Source organism: Amphibacillus jilinensis Y1, from assembly GCF_000306965.1.
Lineage (GTDB): Bacteria > Bacillota > Bacilli > Bacillales > Amphibacillaceae > Amphibacillus_C > Amphibacillus_C jilinensis.
The window spans coordinates 1,354,232-1,374,356 of the sequence record NZ_JH976434.1; the positions used below are offsets into that span (position 1 = coordinate 1,354,232).

A 20,125-nucleotide genomic window follows, 5' to 3' on the forward strand; every position below is an offset into this window, starting at 1 on the left:
CTCAACTCTGTGCTTGTGAACAAAGGATTTTAAAATGTGAATGTTCGGATTCTCCCTATCTAATGATATTTTTGCCTTAGCTACATAAAAAGTTTAATTTTTTGAGTGACTAAGGCTGTATTATCATCCGTCTGTATATGTTTTTTACTTATTTTTAATAACGTGAATGATTAATAAAATGACCAATCTTTTCTAGAATCGGTTCGACTGCGTCTTTATTTTGGACTAAATCATAATCAGCAATGTTAATGCGCAAAATAGGACAGGAATTAAAGCTGTTTATCCAATCTTGATAACGTTTATGCATCTCTTCCCAATAACTTAACGGGGTTTGTTGCTCCATCGGGCGCCCGCGTTGTTTTATTCGATCGACGACATCATCAAAAGATCCTTCTAAATAAATAAGAAGATCAGGATGTGGAAAATAGGGTGTCATCACCATTGCTTCAAATAAACTGTGATAGGTTTGATAGTCTGTTGGTGTCATGGTCCCTTTTTCATAATGCATTTTTGCGAAGATGCCTGTATCTTCATAAATAGAACGGTCTTGGATAAAACCCCCACCATATTCAAAGATACGCTTCTGCTCTTTAAAACGCTCTGCTAAAAAGTAAATTTGCAAGTGAAAGCTCCATCGCTCAAAATCTTGATAAAATTTATCTAAGTAAGGATTGGTATCAACCTTTTCTAGTGAGGTACGAAAGTTTAATGCATCAGCTAATGCATGTGTCATCGTTGACTTTCCTACACCAACGGTACCGGCTATTGTAATGACACTATCATGGGGAATGTTATATTTTTCTCTTAAATTCATTTTGTTTGTACTCCTTTTAAAAAACCGGGTTTAATTTGATCAAAAATTATTTCTAAATCGGATTGGCGTTTAATAAAATCAAGTTCATCACCATTAACTCGGATAACAGGGATGTCTGGATGTTGCTGTTCAAAATGATCAATATAATCTTGATAATCAGTCCGTAGCTGTTCAAGATAGGATGCTTTGATTTTTTCTTCTACTGAGCGACCACGTTGATCTATACGTTTGAATAACGTTTCGAGACTAGCGTCTAAATAAATAAGCAGGTTAGGATGTGCCATATCCTTAACGAGAATGTGATAAATTTTTTCATATTTATCATATTGACGTTGTGATAATGTCCGCTTGGCAAAAATCATATTTTTCATAATATGATAATCTGCTACCACAGGATGAGCTTGATTAAGATAGTCATTTTCAATATCTTCAAGTTGTTTATAGCGATTACATAAAAAAAACATCTCTGTTTGAAAACTCCATGCTTCTATATCGTCATAAAACTTACCTAAGAAAGGGTTCTCCTCTACAATTTCTTGAAGTAAGTGAAAGTTAAATTGTGTAGCTATCTTTCGTGCTAGCGAAGTCTTCCCTACACCTATAGGTCCTTCAACAGCAATAAAGGGTACTTGCTTCATCGATTATTCCCTCCTTTACAAAAGTTGTCGATAAATGAGGACAAAAACTATTTTACCATATTTAAATGTAAGGAATCAGTATTCTGTTCAAATTGATTAAATGTTCGTTTGTATGCGTGCGTATTAGGTAAAAGAATGATAGTGGATTGTTTGTGGATTGAATGCTATATCCCTATGTATGAAACAAAGGATGCCGGATGACTGATAGGCAAAAAAGACGGATAACGACCTCGTTGAGGTGTCATCCGTCTTAACGAAGATCAGGGTTTAGTTTCTAAAACAATAGAAATTTATTTTATCACAGATAACCGTCCGTAAAATCCCGCTAATGTCCTGGTTCCCTAAACTAATAATCAGTGGATGGAGAACAAAAGCACCACTGATTGAAGTTTCGTTTTATGGCTAGCACCATTTGTTACTGGAGTAGATAAAGAAAGATTGTAGCGACGATCAAAAAAAGGTTTAAACAAATAACAGCGACTCCACCCAAACGGTTTTCCTTTTTAAACAGCTTGGTGCTAAAGGTTACGCAATAATAAGTTAAATACAAACACGCTATCGAAAAGAGGGGAGTTTGCATTTTAATCCCTCACTTCATCTAGTTTTGTATCATCAAGCATTTTTCCAAAGTGTAGTCGTTTAAGCTGATAGTTCACGGTGATATCAGCATTAGGATAAATATTTTTGTGCCAATCACCTTCTTCATAGGCAGGTATGTCTTTAAAGTGTCGACGAATATAAATGGACCAGTAAAAGGGATCGGATCGATAGGCCTCTTGGGATTTTTTTATCAGTTCATCAGTGGCATCGGTGATATATTGCTCTATGGCATCTCTAAGCGTCCTTTTAAAATTTTCATTTTGAGAGTAATGAATAAGACTAGGAATAGCTAAAACCTTCACCTCAAATGGAACCGTTACATCAATCGTTGCATGGTTCGTTTCTGAGTCATAGCTTAAGTTAACCTTTGGATTATCTGTTAGAAATACATCAGTTGCCACTTGATACTCTGGCGCCAATGGATCTGGATAATTGGCTAACAACTCATTTATGTTCATTGTTTTATCGAGAATATTACAAATTCTCGTCTCTTCACCTGTTAAACGATCAATCATAATCCCTTCCTTGAAAACAGCTGAACCCATAAATTGAGTCGCGTTTCCTCCTTCTTTGGGGACTTGTCCAGCGATAAATTCATCTTCACTACCGTCTAATTCTTTTGGATCGTATGTTGTTGTCGCATAAATGCCTAAAAATAAATCAGCATCCCCTTCCGTAATTTGAAAAAAACGATGGAGATCGGCATCAGGGATAATACCAGTTTCTTTTGCTCGACTTAACATATACTGATAGTATTTATGTGGTCGCTGTTCCAATACAGGTAAATTATTGTTAATAAAGTCCGAAGCATCTTCTTTAGATACAATAATTTGAATACTCCGTCTAATTTCAGTCGTTCTTGCTGCTGATTGCATAACACGCAAAAATTGATCGGATCGTGCCAGCGCTTCTGAAACGATTAGCACACGGGTTTGATCCAAGATAATTTGTTTTGTAACAAACGAATTAGCTGTATTTGTCGCTGTCATAATGTCTGTTCCGACAACGGTAATGGTTTCATCAGGTGTTTGTTCTGCGCCTATTCCAGCCAGGGTAGAGCCTGCTTCAGGATTAGCGATTTGATAAGTAAACGCGTATATTCCATCCTGATCCGTTACGTCTATACCGACAGCAATTACATAAGATTGTCGATCAACTTCAACCATATCTTCACAGCCAATTAAAATGAACAAGATGAGTAACCCACTTAAGCTAATCGTTTTCATGTCAAATCCTTCTTTCGTTTAAAAAAATGAATAAGTAACAACAAGAAAGGAACGAGTGCAATAACCGGTGTTATTATATTTAAAAGCTTGTTGCGATAAATAAGTTCTGTTACCACTGCGTTATCAGGAAGTAAACCGATTACCATAAGGAAGAATCCCATTGGCAAGAGTAACAGTTCAAACTCATCGATATTAAATATAGCCCCGAATAGCCATGTGATAAGGTATAAGAGTAAAATAAATCTTAGAAAAGTTGCAAGTAACCAAAAAACCATAAAAAAAGTTTCGATGTTCGTAAAAAAATCACCTAAATTAACATATTGAGTGACTTCATGAAAAGGAAATGAGATTTTCTCAATTGAATTGTAATCAAAAACGGTCGTATAAAGGAAAAAGAAGAAGGTGATTTCGGCAATAGAGAAAATCAGTCCAATTAAACCACCTTTAATAAACTGACTCGGCTTTCTAAAGGCAGAAAATGCCATCGTCAATAGAAAAAAATCTAGAAACAATGATCCCTTTGACACCCCTTCTTCGAGAATAACAGGAACCCCCGCACCGAAGATGGGAAAGATCCGTTGCCAAACGACACTTTCAAATATAAGAGCGGCAAGGATAAAGAAAGATATCCTAATGAACGGCCAGAAAATTCTAGTCGTGTAACCCACTACTTCAATGCCTCGAATTGCTCCAAAAATACAAACACCACCGAAAAGCGCAAAAATAATTAGGATAGACGATCTTTGAAAATAGATTATTTTGATTTGTTCAACATAGTTACGACTATCTAATGCAATCATGACAAAACTTAAGATAAATATAATGAAAGCTAAACTTTTACCTAAACCCTGCCCTAAGAGGAGCTCAAATAAGTGAACAAAGTGTTTGGCATTATGCTTATAAAGCAAGTACAACAAAACAAGAAATGCTGGTAAAATGCAGATAAACGCTAATAATGGAATGTACCAAAAGGCGTTTTGCGCTTTTTGAGAAAAAAGAGATGGGGTTGTGTCCGTTAATTTTATCCCAATTAATATACTTGTTAAGGTAAACATCTCAAAAGAAGTAAGTCTTCTGTCGACCTTCATTTTGTTTTTCCCCTTTCAAATGTTCGTGAAGATTGTAAATCTTTCGGTAAAAGGTAGCCAGGTCGCCATTTTTCTTTCTTTATTGCTTTTCTGAAATATGTGTCACTATTTGATTTGTAAGTTGGCGAAAGGGGGGCGAAATAGGGAACACCAAATGATTTTAATGAAGCACCATACATAAACCATAGTGTAAAAGCAATCATTAAGCTAAACATCCCAAAGAATCCAGCTGAGATAATAAAGATAAAGCGCGTAATCCGAACCGTAAAATTAAAGCTGGGATCGCTAATAGCGAAAGAAGTCAATCCCGAAAGTGCTGAGACAATGACAATGATTGGACTGATAATATTAGCTTCTACAGCAGCTTGACCCAATATTAGAGCCCCTACAATCCCAATCGTAGGTCCTAATGGGTTAGGAATTCGAATCCCCGCTTCACGAATTAATTCAAAAGCTATTTCCATAATTAATACTTCAATAATAAGTGGAAAAGGCACACGTTCCCTTGCTGCTGTGACAGCAAACAGTAAATCAGGGGGAATCATCTCGCTATGAAAATTAGAAAGAGCGACATAGAGCGCTGAGATCATCGACGTAAAGAATAGAGCAATAAATCGGATTAATCGTGTGAAGTTACCATATAAAAATCGAGCATAGCGGTCTTCGGCATTATGAATGAATGCCCAAAATGTAATGGGCAAGATTAAACAGGCTGCAGAACTGTCCATAAGTAAGACAACATGTCCTTTATCAATATAAGTGGCAGCATTGTCTGGACGCTCTGTATAGAGTATGGTTGGAAAAATTGAATAAGGTCTTTCTTCAATAAATTGCTCTAAAAGCTCAATGTTTTGAACGTTGTCAACATCTAATTGTGTTAATTTTGATCTGATTTCATCTAATAATTGATCATTAACAATGCTATTTAAATACATAAGTTGCACATCTTGTTTAGAACGTTTGCCGACTTTCTGTACTTCAGTAATTAATTCCCGATTGCGGATTTGTTTACGAATAAGTGAAATGTTGACATGTAAGGATTCGGTAAATGATTCTTTAGGTCCTCGCACCACACTTTCGTTTTCAGATTGACTAATATCTCGATGTTGAAATTGCGCAACGTCAATTGAGTGACCAAACGATTCACCATCGATTATTAAAACAACTTTTCCATTGTTAATATGGTCGTCAAGTTCTTCTAATTCTTTTATTTTAGTAATGCTTTCAGCGGTGACGACATCAAAGAGTGAGTCTCCTCCTTGTTCAAGTAGGGGTTGGATAATCGTTTGTTCTATTTTATCGCTATTGACGAGAGAGGCGTAGTAGGCTAAGCAAAGCTCATGTTTGTTGAATTTTGCTGTTATTAATCGGATTGAAAAATCATTGTTTAGCCCAAAAGAAAACCGTTCTTTCAGTATATCGAGATTAATTAGTAATTTAGTATTTAAGCTCTCTTTAGTTTGCGTTTTCTTTTTTAGCATCATTAGACCTCCCCCTTCATTTCTGTTTTAGTCTGGATGGTTTTATTGCTTCTATACATGGGTAATTAACAATTAAGTGTTTTAATGGAAACTAAACGATTAATTAAGGAGAGGATTTTAGGTTATGAAGCAAGTAGCAGTCGTTATCGCAGATTTATTTGAGGATGTCGAATATACGTCACCAGTAGATGCTTTAAAAGAAGAAGGGCACAAAGTGATCACGATTGGTCATGAACAAGGTGAGACCGTAACTGGAAAACAAGAGAAGACGCAATTTAACGTAGATAAAGGGATTGACCAAGTTCATGCAGATGATTTTGATGCTTTACTTATACCAGGCGGTTTTTCTCCTGATATTTTACGGGGAGATGATCGATTTGTTGCATTTGCTAAAGCATTCATGGATGATAAAAAGCCTGTCTTCGCCATTTGTCATGGTCCGCAATTGTTAATTACTGCAAAGGCCATTGAAGGAAGAAAAGCAACAGGGTATACTTCAATAAAAGTTGATATGGAGTACGCGAAGGCGACTTATCTTGACCAAGAAGTTGTCGTTGATCAGGATCAATTAGTGACGAGTCGAACGCCTGATGATTTAGAGGCATTTAATAGAGAATCGATAAACCTATTAAAAAAATGAAATAGAAAACAATAAGAAACCGAATGATAGAGGTTTTACCGTTATCATTCGGTTTCTCTATAAGAATTTAGTTTAGAACTTGTTTGAAAATCTAGTTGATATGTCAGATTACGTGAATTTTTTTATATCAAAACGATCGGTTAATAAAATCCAATTTTGAGGAAATGCTAACCCTAGCTTCCAATAGCTAATGCCACGCAAGCGCTTTTCTTTTATTAAATTAAATTTAGCATCAATAGATCTTCCATCTTCAAACCAAACCTCGTGCTCACTACCCTCTTGATCAAAATATTGAAAATAAGGTGCTTGTGCTACCGGATCATAACTTATCGCTTGGTTATAATCTCTCGCTAGGGCAATTGCTTGCTGGGGGCTTATCGCGCGAGCAAACTCGCCTCCCGGTTCAAAGGGTAATGTCCAATCATAACCATACAAATTTTGTCCTAACATAATCTTTTCAGCAGGCATTTCAGATAATGCATAATCTACGACACGTTCGACTTGATCAATCGGAGACACTGCCATAGGTGGACCACCGCTATAACCCCATTCATAGGTCATTAATACAACAAAATCAACAATTTCCCCATGCGCTTGATAGTCATGAGCTTCATACCAAGGTCCTTCTTGATCAGCACTTACCTTAGGAGCTAATGCTGTTGACATTAAAAGATTTGCCTCGCTTAAACGTGATTTTGCTGTCCGTAAAAATTGATTGTATGCTTCCCGGTCATTAGGCGGAAGAAATTCAAAATCAAAGTGGACATCACGATAGCCTAAAGCTTGAGCGGTGGTTACGATCTCATCTAAAAGTGTTTCTTGAATGGCACGATCATTGACGATTAAACTTCCTAACTCATCACTAAAAGCGCCTTCCTCTAAATTTGTTACCACAAGCATTAATGCTGCATCATTTCTATTGGCAATCTCAAGTAAATTTGCAAGTGGTGGTGGAGCTAGTGTTCCATCACGATTGACTTGATAACTAAAAGGTGCAAGATAAGTTAACTTATCCGCATGCTTTTCGGTAGCATTAATCAACGTTCCAGATACGGTATCACCAATCGGTTCGACATAAGCATTGGATTCAATCAACACTCTATCTTGTTCAGGAATATAAAGGCGAAAGCCAACAGCTAACGGCTGATTTGGATCGATTGCATTAATGCTTGCAAGTTCAGAAACGCTTATTTGATATTGCTGGCTAATGGTATAGAGACTGTCTCCTGGTTGCACAAAGTAAAATTCGCCAACAATAGGAATAACTAAGGCTTGACCAATGACAAGTTGCTGATTCAGATCAAGTTCGTTTGCAGATACAATATCTTCAACAGAAGATCCAAATGTATTGGCAATGTCGTAAATCGAATCCCCTTGTTTAACAACATAAATTTGCACGTTAAATCCTCCTTACTTGATTCTCTTGTTAGCATATGCAGGAGAGTTGGGCGAGTGAATGAAATGAGTTAGTATTTTTCCGCATAAAATTTTGATAAACTAAATAGGACAGTCATTGTTAAGAGGAGGCAAGTATATGACAGATGAAGATTATATGGAATTAGCACTAGCAGAGGCAATTAAAGCTGCACAGCTAGGGGAAGTTCCGATCGGTGCACTGTTGGTTTATCAAGATGAAGTGGTCGCGAAAGCTTTTAATCTTCGCGAAGCATTACAAACGACAGCATCTCATGCGGAAATGCTTGTGATTGATAAAGGTAATGAAGTTATTAATAGTTGGCGTTTGGAAGACTGCACTTTATATGTAACACTTGAGCCATGTCCGATGTGTGCGGGGGCCATTCTACAAGCTAGAATACCAAGAGTGGTCTTTGGTGCTTATGACCCAAAAGCCGGTTGTGCAGGTTCGATCCTTAATTTATTAGATGACAAGCGCTTCAATCACCAAGTAGAGGTGACAAGAGGCGTTTTAGCAGAAGCTTGTGGTCATTTATTGAAAGATTTCTTTAAGCAATTACGTTCACGAAAGCAAGAAGCGGAGGTTGTTTCACTAGCAGATTACAAGGAAGAAAATAACAATGGTTAACCATTGCATTTTTCAGTCAAACCCTTTATACTTGTATATGCGTCGCAGAGCGCAATGTAAGAAGGATAGAATCTTGCCGTGCTAGGTGGGGAGGTAGCGGTGCCCTGTACTCGCAATCCGCTGTAGCGAGACTGAATCCCCATCTGAGGTGTAGAGTCATAAGGTCTGCCATAAGGAATTGGTGTTGACGTTCGGGTCCTGCGCAACGAGATCCCGTGAATCCTGTCAGGTCCGGAAGGAAGCAGCAGTAAGCGGTCTTTTCTCGTGTGCCGCAGGGACGCCTGGATTGAGCCATGAACTTATGTAACGCTTAGGGCTGTATGATCGAGGATGGGTGCACGGCGTTATATAAAAATTAAAAATCTCTTGCCATTAGGCAAGGGTTTTTTTTGATTCTAAATATAAAGTCTCTACATAATATAATGGTAGTGTTCATAAAAAGTTTTTGGCTTGCTGGAGTTGAAATAAGCCAATTAAGCTTTATCACAGTTAACCGTTCGTAAAACACTCATCTGAAAATAGAGAATAGAGGTAAACCTATTCCGATGGGTGATAACGGGTGCTAAAGTCCTCATTTATTCGATTACCAATCAGGTTTAGGGAAAAAAACACCCGCTGATTGAAGATTCATTTTAGGTTGTTGTTACTTATCCATGTAAAAGTGAGGGGTTATTGTTTTACGGAAGATTGCAGCTTCGCTCAAAGGACAATGGGCAATTTGTTTTTTTATTCGCTAAGCTAGATAGTCCGTTAATGTAAAGCGCTTTCGATTTTTATGAAAAAGTTATTGCTTTTTTAATTGTTAGCGTTTATAATAATCAACGAAAGCGTTTTCTGAAAGGGTTTAACTTATCTAATTAATATTTTTCTAGGAACTAAAATATTTTCTGGCTCATTTTAGTTATAAATTAAATGGATTTTCTTGTTAAGCGCGACCCTCGAAATAGAGAACAGAGTTAAAGCTATTTCAGTGGGTGATAACGGCTGCTGTGTCCTGATTCATTCAACCAATAAGCTGTAGAAGAACAAAAACGCCACCGATTGAAGTTCATTTTAGGTTCGCTGTCGAAAGTGTTTTTGAAAGGGATTCTTCATTTATTTTTGAAAGTATATACGTTAATTCAGTTTTTTTATCGTTTTTACGAAAGGGGTTTCGTTATGGCTATTATACAATTTCCTAAAGATATGAAATGGGGAGTTGCTACAGCTTCTTACCAAATTGAAGGAGCTGCAAATGAGGGGGGAAGAGGTGTATCCATATGGGACACGTTTTCTAAGACACCAGGAAAAGTTGTGAATGGGGATAACGGTGATATCGCATGTGATAGCTACCATCGTTATAAAGAAGATATTGAAATTATCGAAGATTTAGGTGTCGATTTTTATCGTTTTTCTATTGCCTGGCCAAGGATTTTCCCCAACGGAACAGGAGAAGTTAATCAAGAGGGTTTAGATTATTATCGTCGACTGGTAGACCAATTACTTGCAAAAGGGATCCAGCCCATGTGTACACTGTATCATTGGGACCTCCCTCAAGCACTTCAAGACAATGGAGGTTGGGGAAACCGCGAGACGATTGATGCTTTCATCAACTATGCTGAAGTAATATTTAAAGCGTTTCAAGGGAAAATTAAACATTGGATTACAATTAATGAACCTTGGTGTGTTTCGTTTTTGTCCCATTTTATGGGCGTTCACGCACCAGGCGATAAAGATTTACAATTAGGGGTTGATGTTGCCCATCATTTGCATGTAGCACATGGAAAAGCAGTTATGCGCTTCCGTGAGCTTGGTATAGAAGGTCAAATCGGCTATGCACCAAATGTAGAATGGAACGAACCTTATAGCAATAAGCAAGAAGATATTGATGCTTGTAAGCGAGCGAATGGTTTTTTTATTGACTGGTTTTTTGATCCCGTATTTAAAGGAACTTATCCAGATTTTTTGGTCGATCGGTTCGAGGAAAAAGGTGTTCAATTAAATGTTCAAGAAGGTGATATGGAGATCATTAGTCAACCGATTGATTTCTTGGGTATTAATTACTACACTGGCGGCGTAGCGCGTTTTAAGGAGAATGAAGGACTATTTGATCATGAGCGTGTCGATACGGGATATCAAAAAACAGACATTGGTTGGAATATATATCCTGAAGGATTTTATAATGCATTAACACATATTTATAAAACGTATGGCAGTGTCCCAATCTATATAACAGAAAATGGTTCTTGTTATAATGATGAGCCAAAAGACAGGCAAGTAAGGGACAATAAACGCATTGATTATTTACAGCAACATTTGATCTCGCTCCATCGCGCTATAGAAACTGGCGTGAATATTAAAGGATATATATCTTGGTCGTTGTTTGATAATTTTGAATGGGCAGAAGGATATACAATGCGTTTTGGTATTGTTTATGTTGATTACCAAACGTTAGAGCGTATAAAAAAAGATAGTTTCTATTGGTATAAAAAAATTATCAGCAATAATTTCTTTGAAGTTAATTAGTTGCTCTATTGATTTTCGAGGTTCTTCTAACCCTGAAGCAACCTCGAGAACGGTGAGTTTAACACCGTGTATTGGTGATAGGGCAGTCAAAATTTCGTTTTTTAGAAAGCGCTTACTTTTCGAGTTAATAAAGCTTTTAAGGAGGTGATAGAGTAGCGGATGAAGGCGAGACTGTCGTTTGTTTGATGAGGTCAACCAAATTAAATTTTCCAAGGGGGAAAGAAAAATGTCAAAACTTTTGAAATTAACGGCACTTATGGTTTTAGCAATTTTATTCTTAGTTGCATGTAATGGTGGTAATGGCAATGATGCATCAGGAGAAGATGTAGATGATCCAGAAACAACATCAGAAACAATTGGTGACGGCGATGTTGAGTTAGTGTTTTGGGAATTTGGTAATACAGGATACGATAAGTTAATTGAAGAATACGTCGCTGACAATCCGCATATCTCTATCAACCTTCAAAACAGTGACATGAATGACGTACATGATAATTTATTTACATCGGTATCTTCTGGCAGTGGTGCACCAGATATCGCAATGGTTGAAGAGGCTCAGATTGAACGTTATCGCAATGCAGAGGATGCATTTAACAATCTATATGATCTAGGTGCTGAATCAGTAGTAGATAATTATCTTGATTGGGTTTTCCAAAATGGTGAAAGCGCAGATGGAAGTTTTCTATTTGGATTACCAACAGACATTGGGCCGACAGTCATGTTTTATCGCACCGATGTTTTCGAGGAAGCAGGTTTTGATTCTTCACCAGAAGCTGTTTCTGAGCTAGTAAGCACATGGGAAGATTTTGAATCTGTTGCGCGCGAGATTAATGAAGAAACAGGAAAGCTTATGGCCGATGCTGGAGAGCTTGTGTTTAATGCGCGACGTGACCAAGCGACACAACAGTATTTTAATGAGGACGATGAATTAATTATTGATGATCATCCCCAAATTAGAGAGGCATACGACTACGTTGCGAATTTATTCGATGAAGAATTAGTTGGAGATATTCCGCTTTGGACACCTGAGTGGTTCGCTGGTATGGAAGAGGGAACATACGCAACAATGTTAGCTCCGGCTTGGATGCAAGGTCAAATTAAAGATAACAGTCCAGAAGAAGGGGTGTGGTCGATTACGACAATGCCTGAAGGTGCGGGAAACTGGGGTGGATCTTACTTAACGGTTCCTTCAGAAAGTGAACATGCAGAAGAAGCTTACCAATTCATCGAGTGGCTAACGGCACCGGAACAACAATTAAAAGCATTCTTAGGTTATGGGCTATTCCCGTCATCACCTCAAGTATATGAAATGCCAGAGTTCATGGATTATGAAGATGAGTACTTTGGTGGAATTGCGACAGCACAAGTGTTTTCAGAAGCTGCCCAGCAAGTTATTCCTGTATACAAAGGACGTTTATACTATCCAGTAGATGAAGAATTAAAGCAAGCAATTGATAATATATCTGCTGGCGATGATCGAGATGAAGAATGGGAAGCTGCTATACAACGAATTGAACGCATTTTACAGCGTTAATTATTTTTAAGTTTGTGTCCCGAAAGGTTCAAAATAGTCCTTTTGGGACACGCCCATTATTATTCGATTTTTAGGTGAGCCATTCTCTCCCCAGTAGTTCAAGTTCTAGGGAAGCAGTATATTATTTTTTGCAAGGGGGTAGCAAAGTTGAAGATGACCAAAAAAGCTAATCAGCTTACTGAAACAAAACGTACAACGATAGCGGCATATCTATTTATCTCTCCATTTTTTATTTTGTTTGCTATTTTTGGGTTATTCCCGATGATATTTAGTTTTTATTTATCGTTTTTTCGTTGGGATGGTTTAGATCCAATGACCTTTAATGGTTTGCACAACTTTAGATTTATTTTTTCTGATCCAATTTTTTACTCTTCAATAAAAAATACGTTTATTATTGGGTTGTTAGGAACGCTACCACAAATCATTGTATCCATTTTAATTGCATTTGCCTTAAATTCAGCACTTATCCGCTTTCGTAATACGTTTAGAACACTGATTTTTTTACCGTATATTACGTCAATAGTTGCTGTGGCGATTATCTTTGGTCTTGTTTTTAATAACCAGCCTTTCGGTTTTGCTAATTACATTCTCAGTTTTTTTGATGCAGGTCCAATTCGTTGGAGTGCGGAGTATTGGCCGGTTAAGTTTGCAATTGCAACGATGGTGTTTTGGCGTTGGGTTGGATACAATACAATTATTTTCTTGGCTGGCATGCAAAGTATTTCGAAAGAATTGTATGAAGCAGCAAAAATTGATGGAGCAACTATCGGACAGCAACTGCGTCTAATTACTCTGCCAATGTTAAAACCTATTGTTATGTTTGTTGTATTTACATCAACAATAGGAAGCTTGCAACTATTTACAGAGCCGTTGATTTTCTTAGGGCGCGGCTTAAGAGAAGAAGGTATTACTGTCGTTGCGTATTTATGGAGAGATGCGTTCGTATACAATACATTTGGAACGGCATCTGCGGCAGCAATCGTGTTATTTGTCATTATTATTACCTTAACTGCAATCAATTTAGGGCTATCTAACCTGATCGGTCGCTCAAAAAGAAAAGTTAGTTAGGAGGGATGAATATGTCAACAAAAGAAGTAGGAGAAGGAAAATTCTCTGTTAAGAAGTTTTTTGTTTATTTCGTTTTGGTAGGTGGGGCATTGGTTTCTTTGTTTCCTTTTTATTACATGTTTGTTATGGCAACACGTTTAAATCGGGAAATTAATACTGTGCCGCCACCGTTTACACCGGGAACTCATTTGGTTGAAAACTTTCAAAAGGTAACAGATAACATTGACTTCTTTGGGGCGATGGGGAATTCTTTGTATGTAGCTACAACAGTTACGGTTGGAACTTTATTTCTCTGTTCGCTAGCAGGGTATGCATTTGCTAAATTGCCTTTTAAAGGAAAGAAAGTGTTTTTTGTAATGATTTTAGTGACGATGATGGTTCCTCCCCAACTCGGGCTAATTCCACAATATTATATTATCACAGCACTAGGTTGGTTAAATGATTTTAAGGCGATCATTGTTCCGGGATTAATTAACGCTTTCGGTATTTTTTGGATGAGGCAATACATTGCGGAGGGTGTGCCATATGAAATTGTTGAAGCTGCCAAAATTGATGGATGCTCAAACTTTCGAATATACTGGAATGTTGTTGTACCAATGATCCTTCCTGCTTTTGCCACACTCGGCATTATTGTGTTCATGCATGTGTGGAATGATTTCTTGTGGCCACTTGTAGTATTGAGAGATCCAGCTGTACACACGTTACAAGTTGCATTGCGTGCACTAAATGATGCGAGACAGATGGATTATGGTATGATTATGTCAGGGACATTTTGGGCAACGGTACCTTTGATTTTTGTGTTTTTAATGTTTAACCGTTTATTTATTCAGAGCTTGTCTGAAGGAGCAGTTAAATAAGTTGAAGATAAATAACAGGGTGCGAGGAAATAGGCTTTTTAGGTGGTTTCTAATTTTTTAGTTATCACCTATATTTTCTCCACTTCTTATAAATATATGAGGTGATGATGATGAACAAAATGATTTATACGATCGCTGATACGGCCTATCGCTTCATCGTGTTAAATATTTTGTGGCTTGTTTTTTTTCTTGCTGGGCTAGGTGTGTTTGGATTTATGCCTGCAACAGTGGCTCTGTTTCGGTTGGTTCGGGAATGGTTAAAAGGAGCGAACGATTTGCCGTTGTTCCGATCTTACTTTGCTTATTATAAAGCAGAGTTTATATCATCTAATCTTTTAGGTGTATTATTTCTCATTTTGTTTTATATTATTTATGTGAATGTTTCTTTTGTATCTTATTTTTATGCTAGTTCAGTTCATATATATATCTACCTTATTATCTTTAGCATTGCAATGATAGTTGTGTTAAGCTTTTTAAACATCTTCTCAGTTATGGCGCACTTTGAACATAAAAAAACGATTCGTTATTTTAAATCAGCGGTAGGGCTTGTTTTTGCAAAGCCGTTGTTGTCTTTATTGCAGTTGTTGTGGCTTTTTGCGTATGTACTTGTTGCTGTAAATTACCCGAGAGTATTTATTGCGATAGGGATTAGTGTTTTTGCATATGTTTTGATGAGCCTAAATTATTCGATATTCAGAAAATTTAATGCAGTCTAATTAAAGAAAAAATATTACTAAGATGCAAGGAAGGGAAATAAGCTATGGTTACGATTTATGATATCGCTAAGAAAACGGGCTATTCTATAAGTACAGTTTCCAAGGTGCTCAATCACTATTCTGATGTTGGAGATAAAGCCAAAAAAATAATTAATGAAGCCGTGGATGAATTAGGCTACTTTCCAAGTTCAAGCGCTAGAACACTCTCGACGAAAAGGTCTTGGACAATTGGTGTTGTTTTTGTTGAAGATTCAGGTATTGGCATTGAGCATCCTTTCTTTAATGCTGTTATTGAAAGCTTTAAAAAAAGTGCTGAAAAGGAGGGCTATGATCTTCTTTTTGCATCGAATAATATTGGAAATGAACCAAAAACATATGTCGATCACTTCCGCTATCGTGGTGTTGATGGGGTCGTTGTGGTCTGCTCTACGTTAAATTCTCCTGATATGGACAGATTGATGGAATCAGATATTCCTTCTGTTGTCATCGATCTTGATATGAGAGGAGCAAATGTCGTCTATAGTGATAACCTTCTTGGAAGTGAGTTAGCAGTTGACTACTTGTATTCATTGGGACATAAGAAGATTGCTCATATCTATGGTAGTAAAACGTTATTTGTTGGAGAACAACGTTTAAAGGGTTTTATTAGTGCCATGGAAAAAAATAAACTGACGGTACCTGAAGAATGCCTTATAGATGGGGGTATTTTTACATATGAAGGCGGGAAAAAAGCAATGGAACAGATGTTGAAACTAAACGCGTTACCAAGCGCTGTTTATGTAGCGGGTGATTTAATGGCAATTGGAGCCATTGCTGCGATTCAAGAGGCTGGGTTAAATGTGCCAGATGACATTTCTATCATTGGTTTTGATGATATACAAATTGGCAGATATATGACACCAGGGCTAACAACGATTAGACAAGAGACGACACTTATTGGAAAAACGGCTGCAACCCTCCTTATTGACCAAATCAATGCTAAGGAGAAGCAAGTGATGTCTGTAAAAATTCCAGTGCGATTGATTGAAAGAACATCGTGTAAAGCTATAACGGAGTTGGTCGAGTAGTTTTCGTCGCATACTCGAGGCGTTTTCCTTATCCTTATTAAGCTAATCTTAATGAAATCATTTAATGATGTAAGACTTTTCTAATTTACACAATTATGAATTAATGCTCTAAAGAAATTTGTTTGAATTCTTCGCGTAAAAAGAGGGATTAACAAGTAATAAGGGGCTTGATCTTATAGCGATAATTCCACATAAAGCCCCAGTCTCCCCCGATAATAGCTCCTTTTAAATCTACTTTTGGCGTCGATAGCTTTTCAGAAAACACCAGTTATATTTGTGATTCTGTTTATTTCCCCTTTGTATACTTATCCTTAAAAAGATTCTTTGGTAGTAAAGATTCACAAATAACCTTTATTTCAGTTATAATGGAGTTGAATGCCGACCAAAAGAAAGGATTAGCAAATCATGAGCTATCAAGCCCTTTATCGAGTTTGGCGACCACAAACCTTTGTTGATGTCGTTGGCCAATCACATATTACACGAACATTGCAAAATGCAATTGTTCAGAATAAGTTTTCACATGCTTACTTGTTTTCTGGGCCTCGAGGGACAGGGAAAACAAGTGCAGCAAAAATTTTCGCAAAAACAATTAATTGTAAACATGCTCCAACCAAAGAACCTTGTGGAACATGCGAGGCTTGTGTAGGAATTCAAACAGGTGCGATTGCTGATGTTATGGAAATCGATGCCGCTTCAAATAATGGCGTTGAACAAATACGTGATATTCGTGATAAAGTAAAATATGCACCTAGTGCGGTGAGTTATAAAGTTTATATTATCGACGAAGTGCATATGCTTTCTATAGGGGCATTCAACGCTTTATTAAAAACGTTAGAAGAGCCACCAAAACATGTTATCTTCATTTTAGCCACAACAGAGCCGCATAAAATTCCGTTGACAATTATATCTAGATGTCAACGCTTTGACTTTAAGCGTATTACACAGCAAACTATCGTTAGCCGTATGCAATCGATTATGGAGAAAGAAGAAGTTGATGTAACACAAGAGGCTTATCATGCGATTGCTTTAGCGGCAGAAGGTGGAATGCGTGATGCCCTTAGTTTATTAGATCAAGCTATTTCTTATAGCCAGGAAACGGTGCAACTTGATGATGTTTTAGCGATTACTGGCTCAGTTTCACAAGCGAATTTAATGCGTTTAGTTGAAGCACTTCAAAATAATGATGTTCGATTAGCTTTGACATTAGTTGATCAGTTCATTCAAGAAGGAAAAGACCCAGCAAGGCTTATTCATGATATGATCTATATCTTGCGCGATCTTTTGCTTTATCAGACAGCGCCAGCATTAGAGAATACAATGGAACGCGCTTTGGTTGATGAGCACTTTCGATCTGTAGCAACACAACTCGCCGCTACTTGGATTCAACAAACAATTGGTGAGCTAAACCAATGCCAACAAGACATGAAATGGAGCAATAGCCCGAAAATTTTCATTGAAATTACTTTGTTGAAAATAACAGAACAAAAAAATGATGCTCAATCAGAGGGTTCTCATCATGAGCAATTTTTGCAGTTAACAGAAAAGCTTGATAAACTAGAAAAAGAGTTAACTCAGCTTAAACAACATGGGGTAACAACAAACCAAGGGACAGAAGGAAACGCCACTACTGTTAAGAAGCGAGTGGTTCCTTCAAAAAACCATTATAAAGTACCGTTTGAGCGGATACGTCAAGTGTTAGCACAGGCGGAAAAAACTCACTTAAAACAAATTCATAGTCAATGGGCTACGTTTATGCAAATGTTGAAGCAGCAAAACGCACCAGCGCATGCGACCTTACAGGAGGCTAAGCCGAGTGCAGCTTCAGAAGATAGCTTAATTATTGCGTTTAGGTATGAAATCCATTGTTCACTTGCCCTAGATCATAAGCAGACCATTGAATCGTTGTTATTAGAGCTAATCGGTAAAAACATTATAATCATTCCGATACCAGAAGTAAATTGGCAAGAAGTGCGACAAGATTTTATTGAAAAACAACGCCAACAACATCAAGAGCAAGATGTAGAAGAAACTGAAGAAGATAAAATTATTACAGAAGCTCGTAAACTTGTTGGTGATGATTTATTAGAAATTCATGATAAATAAAATGAAATTTATGACCCTTAAGGAGGAAACAAAATGCGTGGAAACATGGGAAATATGAACAAGATGATGAAGCAAATGCAAAAAATGCAAAAAGATATGGTGAAAGCTCAAGAGGAATTGCAAGAAATGACGTTTGAAGCTACTGCTGGTGGTGGAATGGTAAAGATAACTGCTAACGGTAAAAAAGAAATATTGGATATAGAAATTAATGAAGAGGCCGTTGACCCGGATGATGTAGAAATGCTCCAAGATTTAATTATTGCAGCAACTAATGAAGTTTTAACTAAAGTAGAAGAAAAATCTAACGACACGATGGGCAAATTCACACAGGGTATGAATCTACCTGGAGGGATGTTCTAGGAGGGATAATAGGTGTACTATCCAGAACCGATTTCAAAGCTTATTGATAGCTTTACTAAGTTGCCAGGGATCGGACCGAAAACAGCGGTTCGTCTGGCTTTTTTTGTACTTAATATGAATGAAGACGATGTATTGGACTTTGCAAAGGCGTTGGTGAATGCGAAGCGAGAGTTGACACATTGTAGTACTTGCGGCCATATTACGGATCAAGACCCTTGTGCAATATGTGGAGATCATAACCGTGATGACTCTGTCATTTGTGTGGTTCAAGATCCTAAAGATGTCATTGCAATGGAGAAGATGAGGGAATTTAATGGGCGCTATCATGTATTACATGGAGCGATTTCTCCAATGGATGGCATTGGACCTGAAGACATAAATGTCCCTCCTTTACTGAATCGTTTGAAAGATGAGAAAGTAGGCGAACTTATTTTAGCAACCAATCCCAACGTGGAAGGTGAAGCAACTGCTATGTATATTTCGCGTTTAGTAAAGCCCTCGGGGATCAAAATCACACGCATTGCTCATGGACTACCAATGGGTGGAGATTTAGAATATGCGGATGAGGTAACACTTTCGAAAGCTTTAGAAGGAAGACGTGAACTTTAAAGGAAGTGACTATATGGCATTTGGAAAACGAAAAAAACTAAAAGAACGAGAAGAACAGCTATTGCGTGATATCTTTCAATTGCAATCGGAATGGATGAAATTAAAGAATATTATTGAAAAAAGTGTAGAGCCAAGTGAAATTGGGCGCTATGATTTAATGGTAGCTCAAGCGAAATATTTTTTCCTGCTAAGAGAAGCAAGGTACCGTAATATTAACGCGCGTCACCTTTAAAGGTGGCGTTCTTTTTTTGATTTTTAAGCATATATTATTTACTAGTTCTACATTAATTGAAAGAGGAGGATTAGTATAGATGCAACAAATAATTATTGTGGCAGTCGTTTGTATAGCGTTAATGGGCTTATTCCATTTACCTGCGTTAAAGTGGATGTCAACAGGTTTCGTTAAAATAGTCATAGGTGCATTAATGTTGTTTTTTCTTAATATTTTAAGTGGCTCATTTGGATTACATATTCCAATTAACCTTTTTACGGCGATAACAGTCGGTTTTTTAGGTTTACCTGGAGTAGTGGCATTGAGTTCACTACATCTTTTTGTTATTTAGGACAATCCCTGTTTAAATTTGATATTAACGGGTAATATATAAGTGTTAATGGGATGCATTAATCAGTTAACTATCATGATAGCTAATGATGGTTTTTCTTTTTAATTTATTAATAAAAAAGTGTTGACTATTACAAGTTGTCTGTGATAGTATATAGAGGTTGTCGCGAAAAGACGGCAACCGAATTGATCTTTGAAAACTGAACAAAACAA

The 20,125-nt window shown here is 37.2% G+C and carries 19 protein-coding genes and 1 other RNA gene; 14 read left to right on the top strand and 6 right to left on the bottom strand.

Annotated elements, in window-relative coordinates:
- Positions 1–154: 154 nt before the first annotated feature.
- The 5 genes from B494_RS0106745 to B494_RS0106765 all read right to left on the bottom strand — a co-directional run bounded on the left by B494_RS0106745 (position 155) and on the right by B494_RS0106765 (position 5,847).
- A complete protein-coding gene (locus B494_RS0106745) occupies positions 155–814 on the bottom strand; it encodes a deoxynucleoside kinase (protein WP_017471621.1) in 660 nt (219 codons plus the stop codon).
- Positions 811–1,452, bottom strand: a complete 642-nt coding sequence (locus B494_RS0106750; protein ID WP_017471622.1) for a deoxynucleoside kinase — start codon at positions 1,450–1,452, stop codon at positions 811–813. Before B494_RS0106750 ends, B494_RS0106745 begins: the two co-directional genes overlap by 4 nt.
- Before the next feature lie 581 nt (positions 1,453–2,033).
- A complete protein-coding gene (locus tag B494_RS0106755; protein ID WP_017471623.1) occupies positions 2,034–3,278 on the bottom strand; it encodes a Ger(x)C family spore germination protein in 1,245 nt (414 codons plus the stop codon).
- Positions 3,275–4,366, bottom strand: coding sequence for a GerAB/ArcD/ProY family transporter (locus B494_RS0106760; protein WP_017471624.1), 1,092 nt, complete (start codon positions 4,364–4,366; stop codon positions 3,275–3,277). The genes B494_RS0106755 and B494_RS0106760 overlap by 4 nt, the downstream gene beginning before the upstream one ends.
- Entirely contained in the window at positions 4,363–5,847 is a 1,485-nt protein-coding gene (locus B494_RS0106765) for a spore germination protein (protein ID WP_051128225.1), read from the bottom strand. The genes B494_RS0106760 and B494_RS0106765 overlap by 4 nt, the downstream gene beginning before the upstream one ends.
- Positions 5,848–5,971: 124 nt before the next feature.
- On the opposite strand from B494_RS0106765, the gene B494_RS0106770 reads away from it, so the two are divergent.
- On the top strand, positions 5,972–6,487 hold the full coding sequence (locus tag B494_RS0106770; protein ID WP_017471626.1) for a type 1 glutamine amidotransferase domain-containing protein: 516 nt from the start codon (positions 5,972–5,974) through the stop codon (positions 6,485–6,487).
- A gap of 108 nt (positions 6,488–6,595) precedes the next feature.
- Here B494_RS0106770 and B494_RS0106775 read toward each other — a convergent pair whose 3' ends face one another.
- On the bottom strand, positions 6,596–7,885 hold the full coding sequence (locus B494_RS0106775; protein WP_017471627.1) for a glycoside hydrolase family 18 protein: 1,290 nt from the start codon (positions 7,883–7,885) through the stop codon (positions 6,596–6,598).
- 136 nt (positions 7,886–8,021) lie between these two features.
- Here B494_RS0106775 and tadA point away from each other — a divergent pair, with 136 nt between their 5' ends.
- From tadA to B494_RS0106835, 13 genes are all read left to right on the top strand, one after another.
- Positions 8,022–8,531 (top strand): tRNA adenosine(34) deaminase TadA, encoded by a 510-nt coding sequence (tadA, locus tag B494_RS0106780; protein ID WP_017471628.1) that lies wholly within the window; start codon positions 8,022–8,024, stop codon positions 8,529–8,531.
- 76 nt (positions 8,532–8,607) lie between these two features.
- Positions 8,608–8,873, top strand: an RNA gene (gene ffs, locus B494_RS20485) — signal recognition particle sRNA large type.
- An 816-nt stretch (positions 8,874–9,689) separates the two neighbouring features.
- Positions 9,690–11,036 (top strand): GH1 family beta-glucosidase, encoded by a 1,347-nt coding sequence (locus B494_RS0106785; RefSeq protein ID WP_017471629.1) that lies wholly within the window; start codon positions 9,690–9,692, stop codon positions 11,034–11,036.
- A 226-nt stretch (positions 11,037–11,262) separates the two neighbouring features.
- On the top strand, positions 11,263–12,570 hold the full coding sequence (locus tag B494_RS0106790) for an ABC transporter substrate-binding protein (RefSeq protein WP_017471630.1): 1,308 nt from the start codon (positions 11,263–11,265) through the stop codon (positions 12,568–12,570).
- Positions 12,571–12,723: 153 nt separating this feature from the next.
- Entirely contained in the window at positions 12,724–13,638 is a 915-nt protein-coding gene (locus B494_RS0106795) for a carbohydrate ABC transporter permease (protein WP_144032201.1), read from the top strand.
- An 11-nt stretch (positions 13,639–13,649) separates the two neighbouring features.
- Positions 13,650–14,495 carry a carbohydrate ABC transporter permease gene (locus B494_RS0106800; protein WP_017471632.1) on the top strand — a complete coding sequence of 282 codons (846 nt, stop codon included), beginning with the start codon at positions 13,650–13,652 and terminating at the stop codon, positions 14,493–14,495.
- A 110-nt stretch (positions 14,496–14,605) separates the two neighbouring features.
- Positions 14,606–15,211 carry a YesL family protein gene (locus tag B494_RS0106805; RefSeq protein ID WP_017471633.1) on the top strand — a complete coding sequence of 202 codons (606 nt, stop codon included), beginning with the start codon at positions 14,606–14,608 and terminating at the stop codon, positions 15,209–15,211.
- A 44-nt stretch (positions 15,212–15,255) separates the two neighbouring features.
- Positions 15,256–16,278: a LacI family DNA-binding transcriptional regulator gene (locus B494_RS0106810; RefSeq protein ID WP_017471634.1), complete on the top strand. Its 1,023-nt coding sequence runs from the start codon at positions 15,256–15,258 to the stop codon at positions 16,276–16,278.
- A 405-nt stretch (positions 16,279–16,683) separates the two neighbouring features.
- A complete protein-coding gene (dnaX, locus tag B494_RS0106815; protein WP_017471635.1) occupies positions 16,684–18,381 on the top strand; it encodes a DNA polymerase III subunit gamma/tau in 1,698 nt (565 codons plus the stop codon).
- 33 nt (positions 18,382–18,414) lie between these two features.
- The gene (locus B494_RS0106820) at positions 18,415–18,741 is read left to right on the top strand and encodes a YbaB/EbfC family nucleoid-associated protein (protein ID WP_017471636.1); all 327 of its coding nucleotides are present in this window, start codon (positions 18,415–18,417) and stop codon (positions 18,739–18,741) included.
- Between the two features lie 12 nt (positions 18,742–18,753).
- Positions 18,754–19,350 (top strand): recombination mediator RecR, encoded by a 597-nt coding sequence (gene recR / locus B494_RS0106825; protein WP_017471637.1) that lies wholly within the window; start codon positions 18,754–18,756, stop codon positions 19,348–19,350.
- A gap of 13 nt (positions 19,351–19,363) precedes the next feature.
- Entirely contained in the window at positions 19,364–19,582 is a 219-nt protein-coding gene (locus tag B494_RS0106830) for a YaaL family protein (RefSeq protein ID WP_026065175.1), read from the top strand.
- 79 nt (positions 19,583–19,661) lie between these two features.
- Complete coding sequence (locus B494_RS0106835) at positions 19,662–19,913, top strand: pro-sigmaK processing inhibitor BofA family protein (protein WP_017471639.1); 252 nt, start codon at positions 19,662–19,664, stop codon at positions 19,911–19,913.
- The last annotated feature ends 212 nt before the right edge of the window (positions 19,914–20,125 follow it).

Coding starts and splice junctions, on each gene's coding strand:
- B494_RS0106765 (WP_051128225.1), bottom strand. CDS start 5,847: ATGCTAAAAAAGAAAACGCAAACTAAAGAGAGCTTAAATACTAAATTA.
- B494_RS0106750 (WP_017471622.1), bottom strand. CDS start 1,452: ATGAAGCAAGTACCCTTTATTGCTGTTGAAGGACCTATAGGTGTAGGG.
- dnaX (WP_017471635.1), top strand. CDS start 16,684: ATGAGCTATCAAGCCCTTTATCGAGTTTGGCGACCACAAACCTTTGTT.
- B494_RS0106820 (WP_017471636.1), top strand. CDS start 18,415: ATGCGTGGAAACATGGGAAATATGAACAAGATGATGAAGCAAATGCAA.
- B494_RS0106795 (WP_144032201.1), top strand. CDS start 12,724: ATGACCAAAAAAGCTAATCAGCTTACTGAAACAAAACGTACAACGATA.
- B494_RS0106790 (WP_017471630.1), top strand. CDS start 11,263: ATGTCAAAACTTTTGAAATTAACGGCACTTATGGTTTTAGCAATTTTA.
- B494_RS0106835 (WP_017471639.1), top strand. CDS start 19,662: ATGCAACAAATAATTATTGTGGCAGTCGTTTGTATAGCGTTAATGGGC.
- B494_RS0106760 (WP_017471624.1), bottom strand. CDS start 4,366: ATGAAGGTCGACAGAAGACTTACTTCTTTTGAGATGTTTACCTTAACA.
- tadA (WP_017471628.1), top strand. CDS start 8,022: ATGACAGATGAAGATTATATGGAATTAGCACTAGCAGAGGCAATTAAA.
- B494_RS0106830 (WP_026065175.1), top strand. CDS start 19,364: ATGGCATTTGGAAAACGAAAAAAACTAAAAGAACGAGAAGAACAGCTA.
- B494_RS0106745 (WP_017471621.1), bottom strand. CDS start 814: ATGAATTTAAGAGAAAAATATAACATTCCCCATGATAGTGTCATTACA.
- B494_RS0106805 (WP_017471633.1), top strand. CDS start 14,606: ATGAACAAAATGATTTATACGATCGCTGATACGGCCTATCGCTTCATC.
- B494_RS0106770 (WP_017471626.1), top strand. CDS start 5,972: ATGAAGCAAGTAGCAGTCGTTATCGCAGATTTATTTGAGGATGTCGAA.
- B494_RS0106800 (WP_017471632.1), top strand. CDS start 13,650: ATGTCAACAAAAGAAGTAGGAGAAGGAAAATTCTCTGTTAAGAAGTTT.
- B494_RS0106785 (WP_017471629.1), top strand. CDS start 9,690: ATGGCTATTATACAATTTCCTAAAGATATGAAATGGGGAGTTGCTACA.
- B494_RS0106810 (WP_017471634.1), top strand. CDS start 15,256: ATGGTTACGATTTATGATATCGCTAAGAAAACGGGCTATTCTATAAGT.
- B494_RS0106755 (WP_017471623.1), bottom strand. CDS start 3,278: ATGAAAACGATTAGCTTAAGTGGGTTACTCATCTTGTTCATTTTAATT.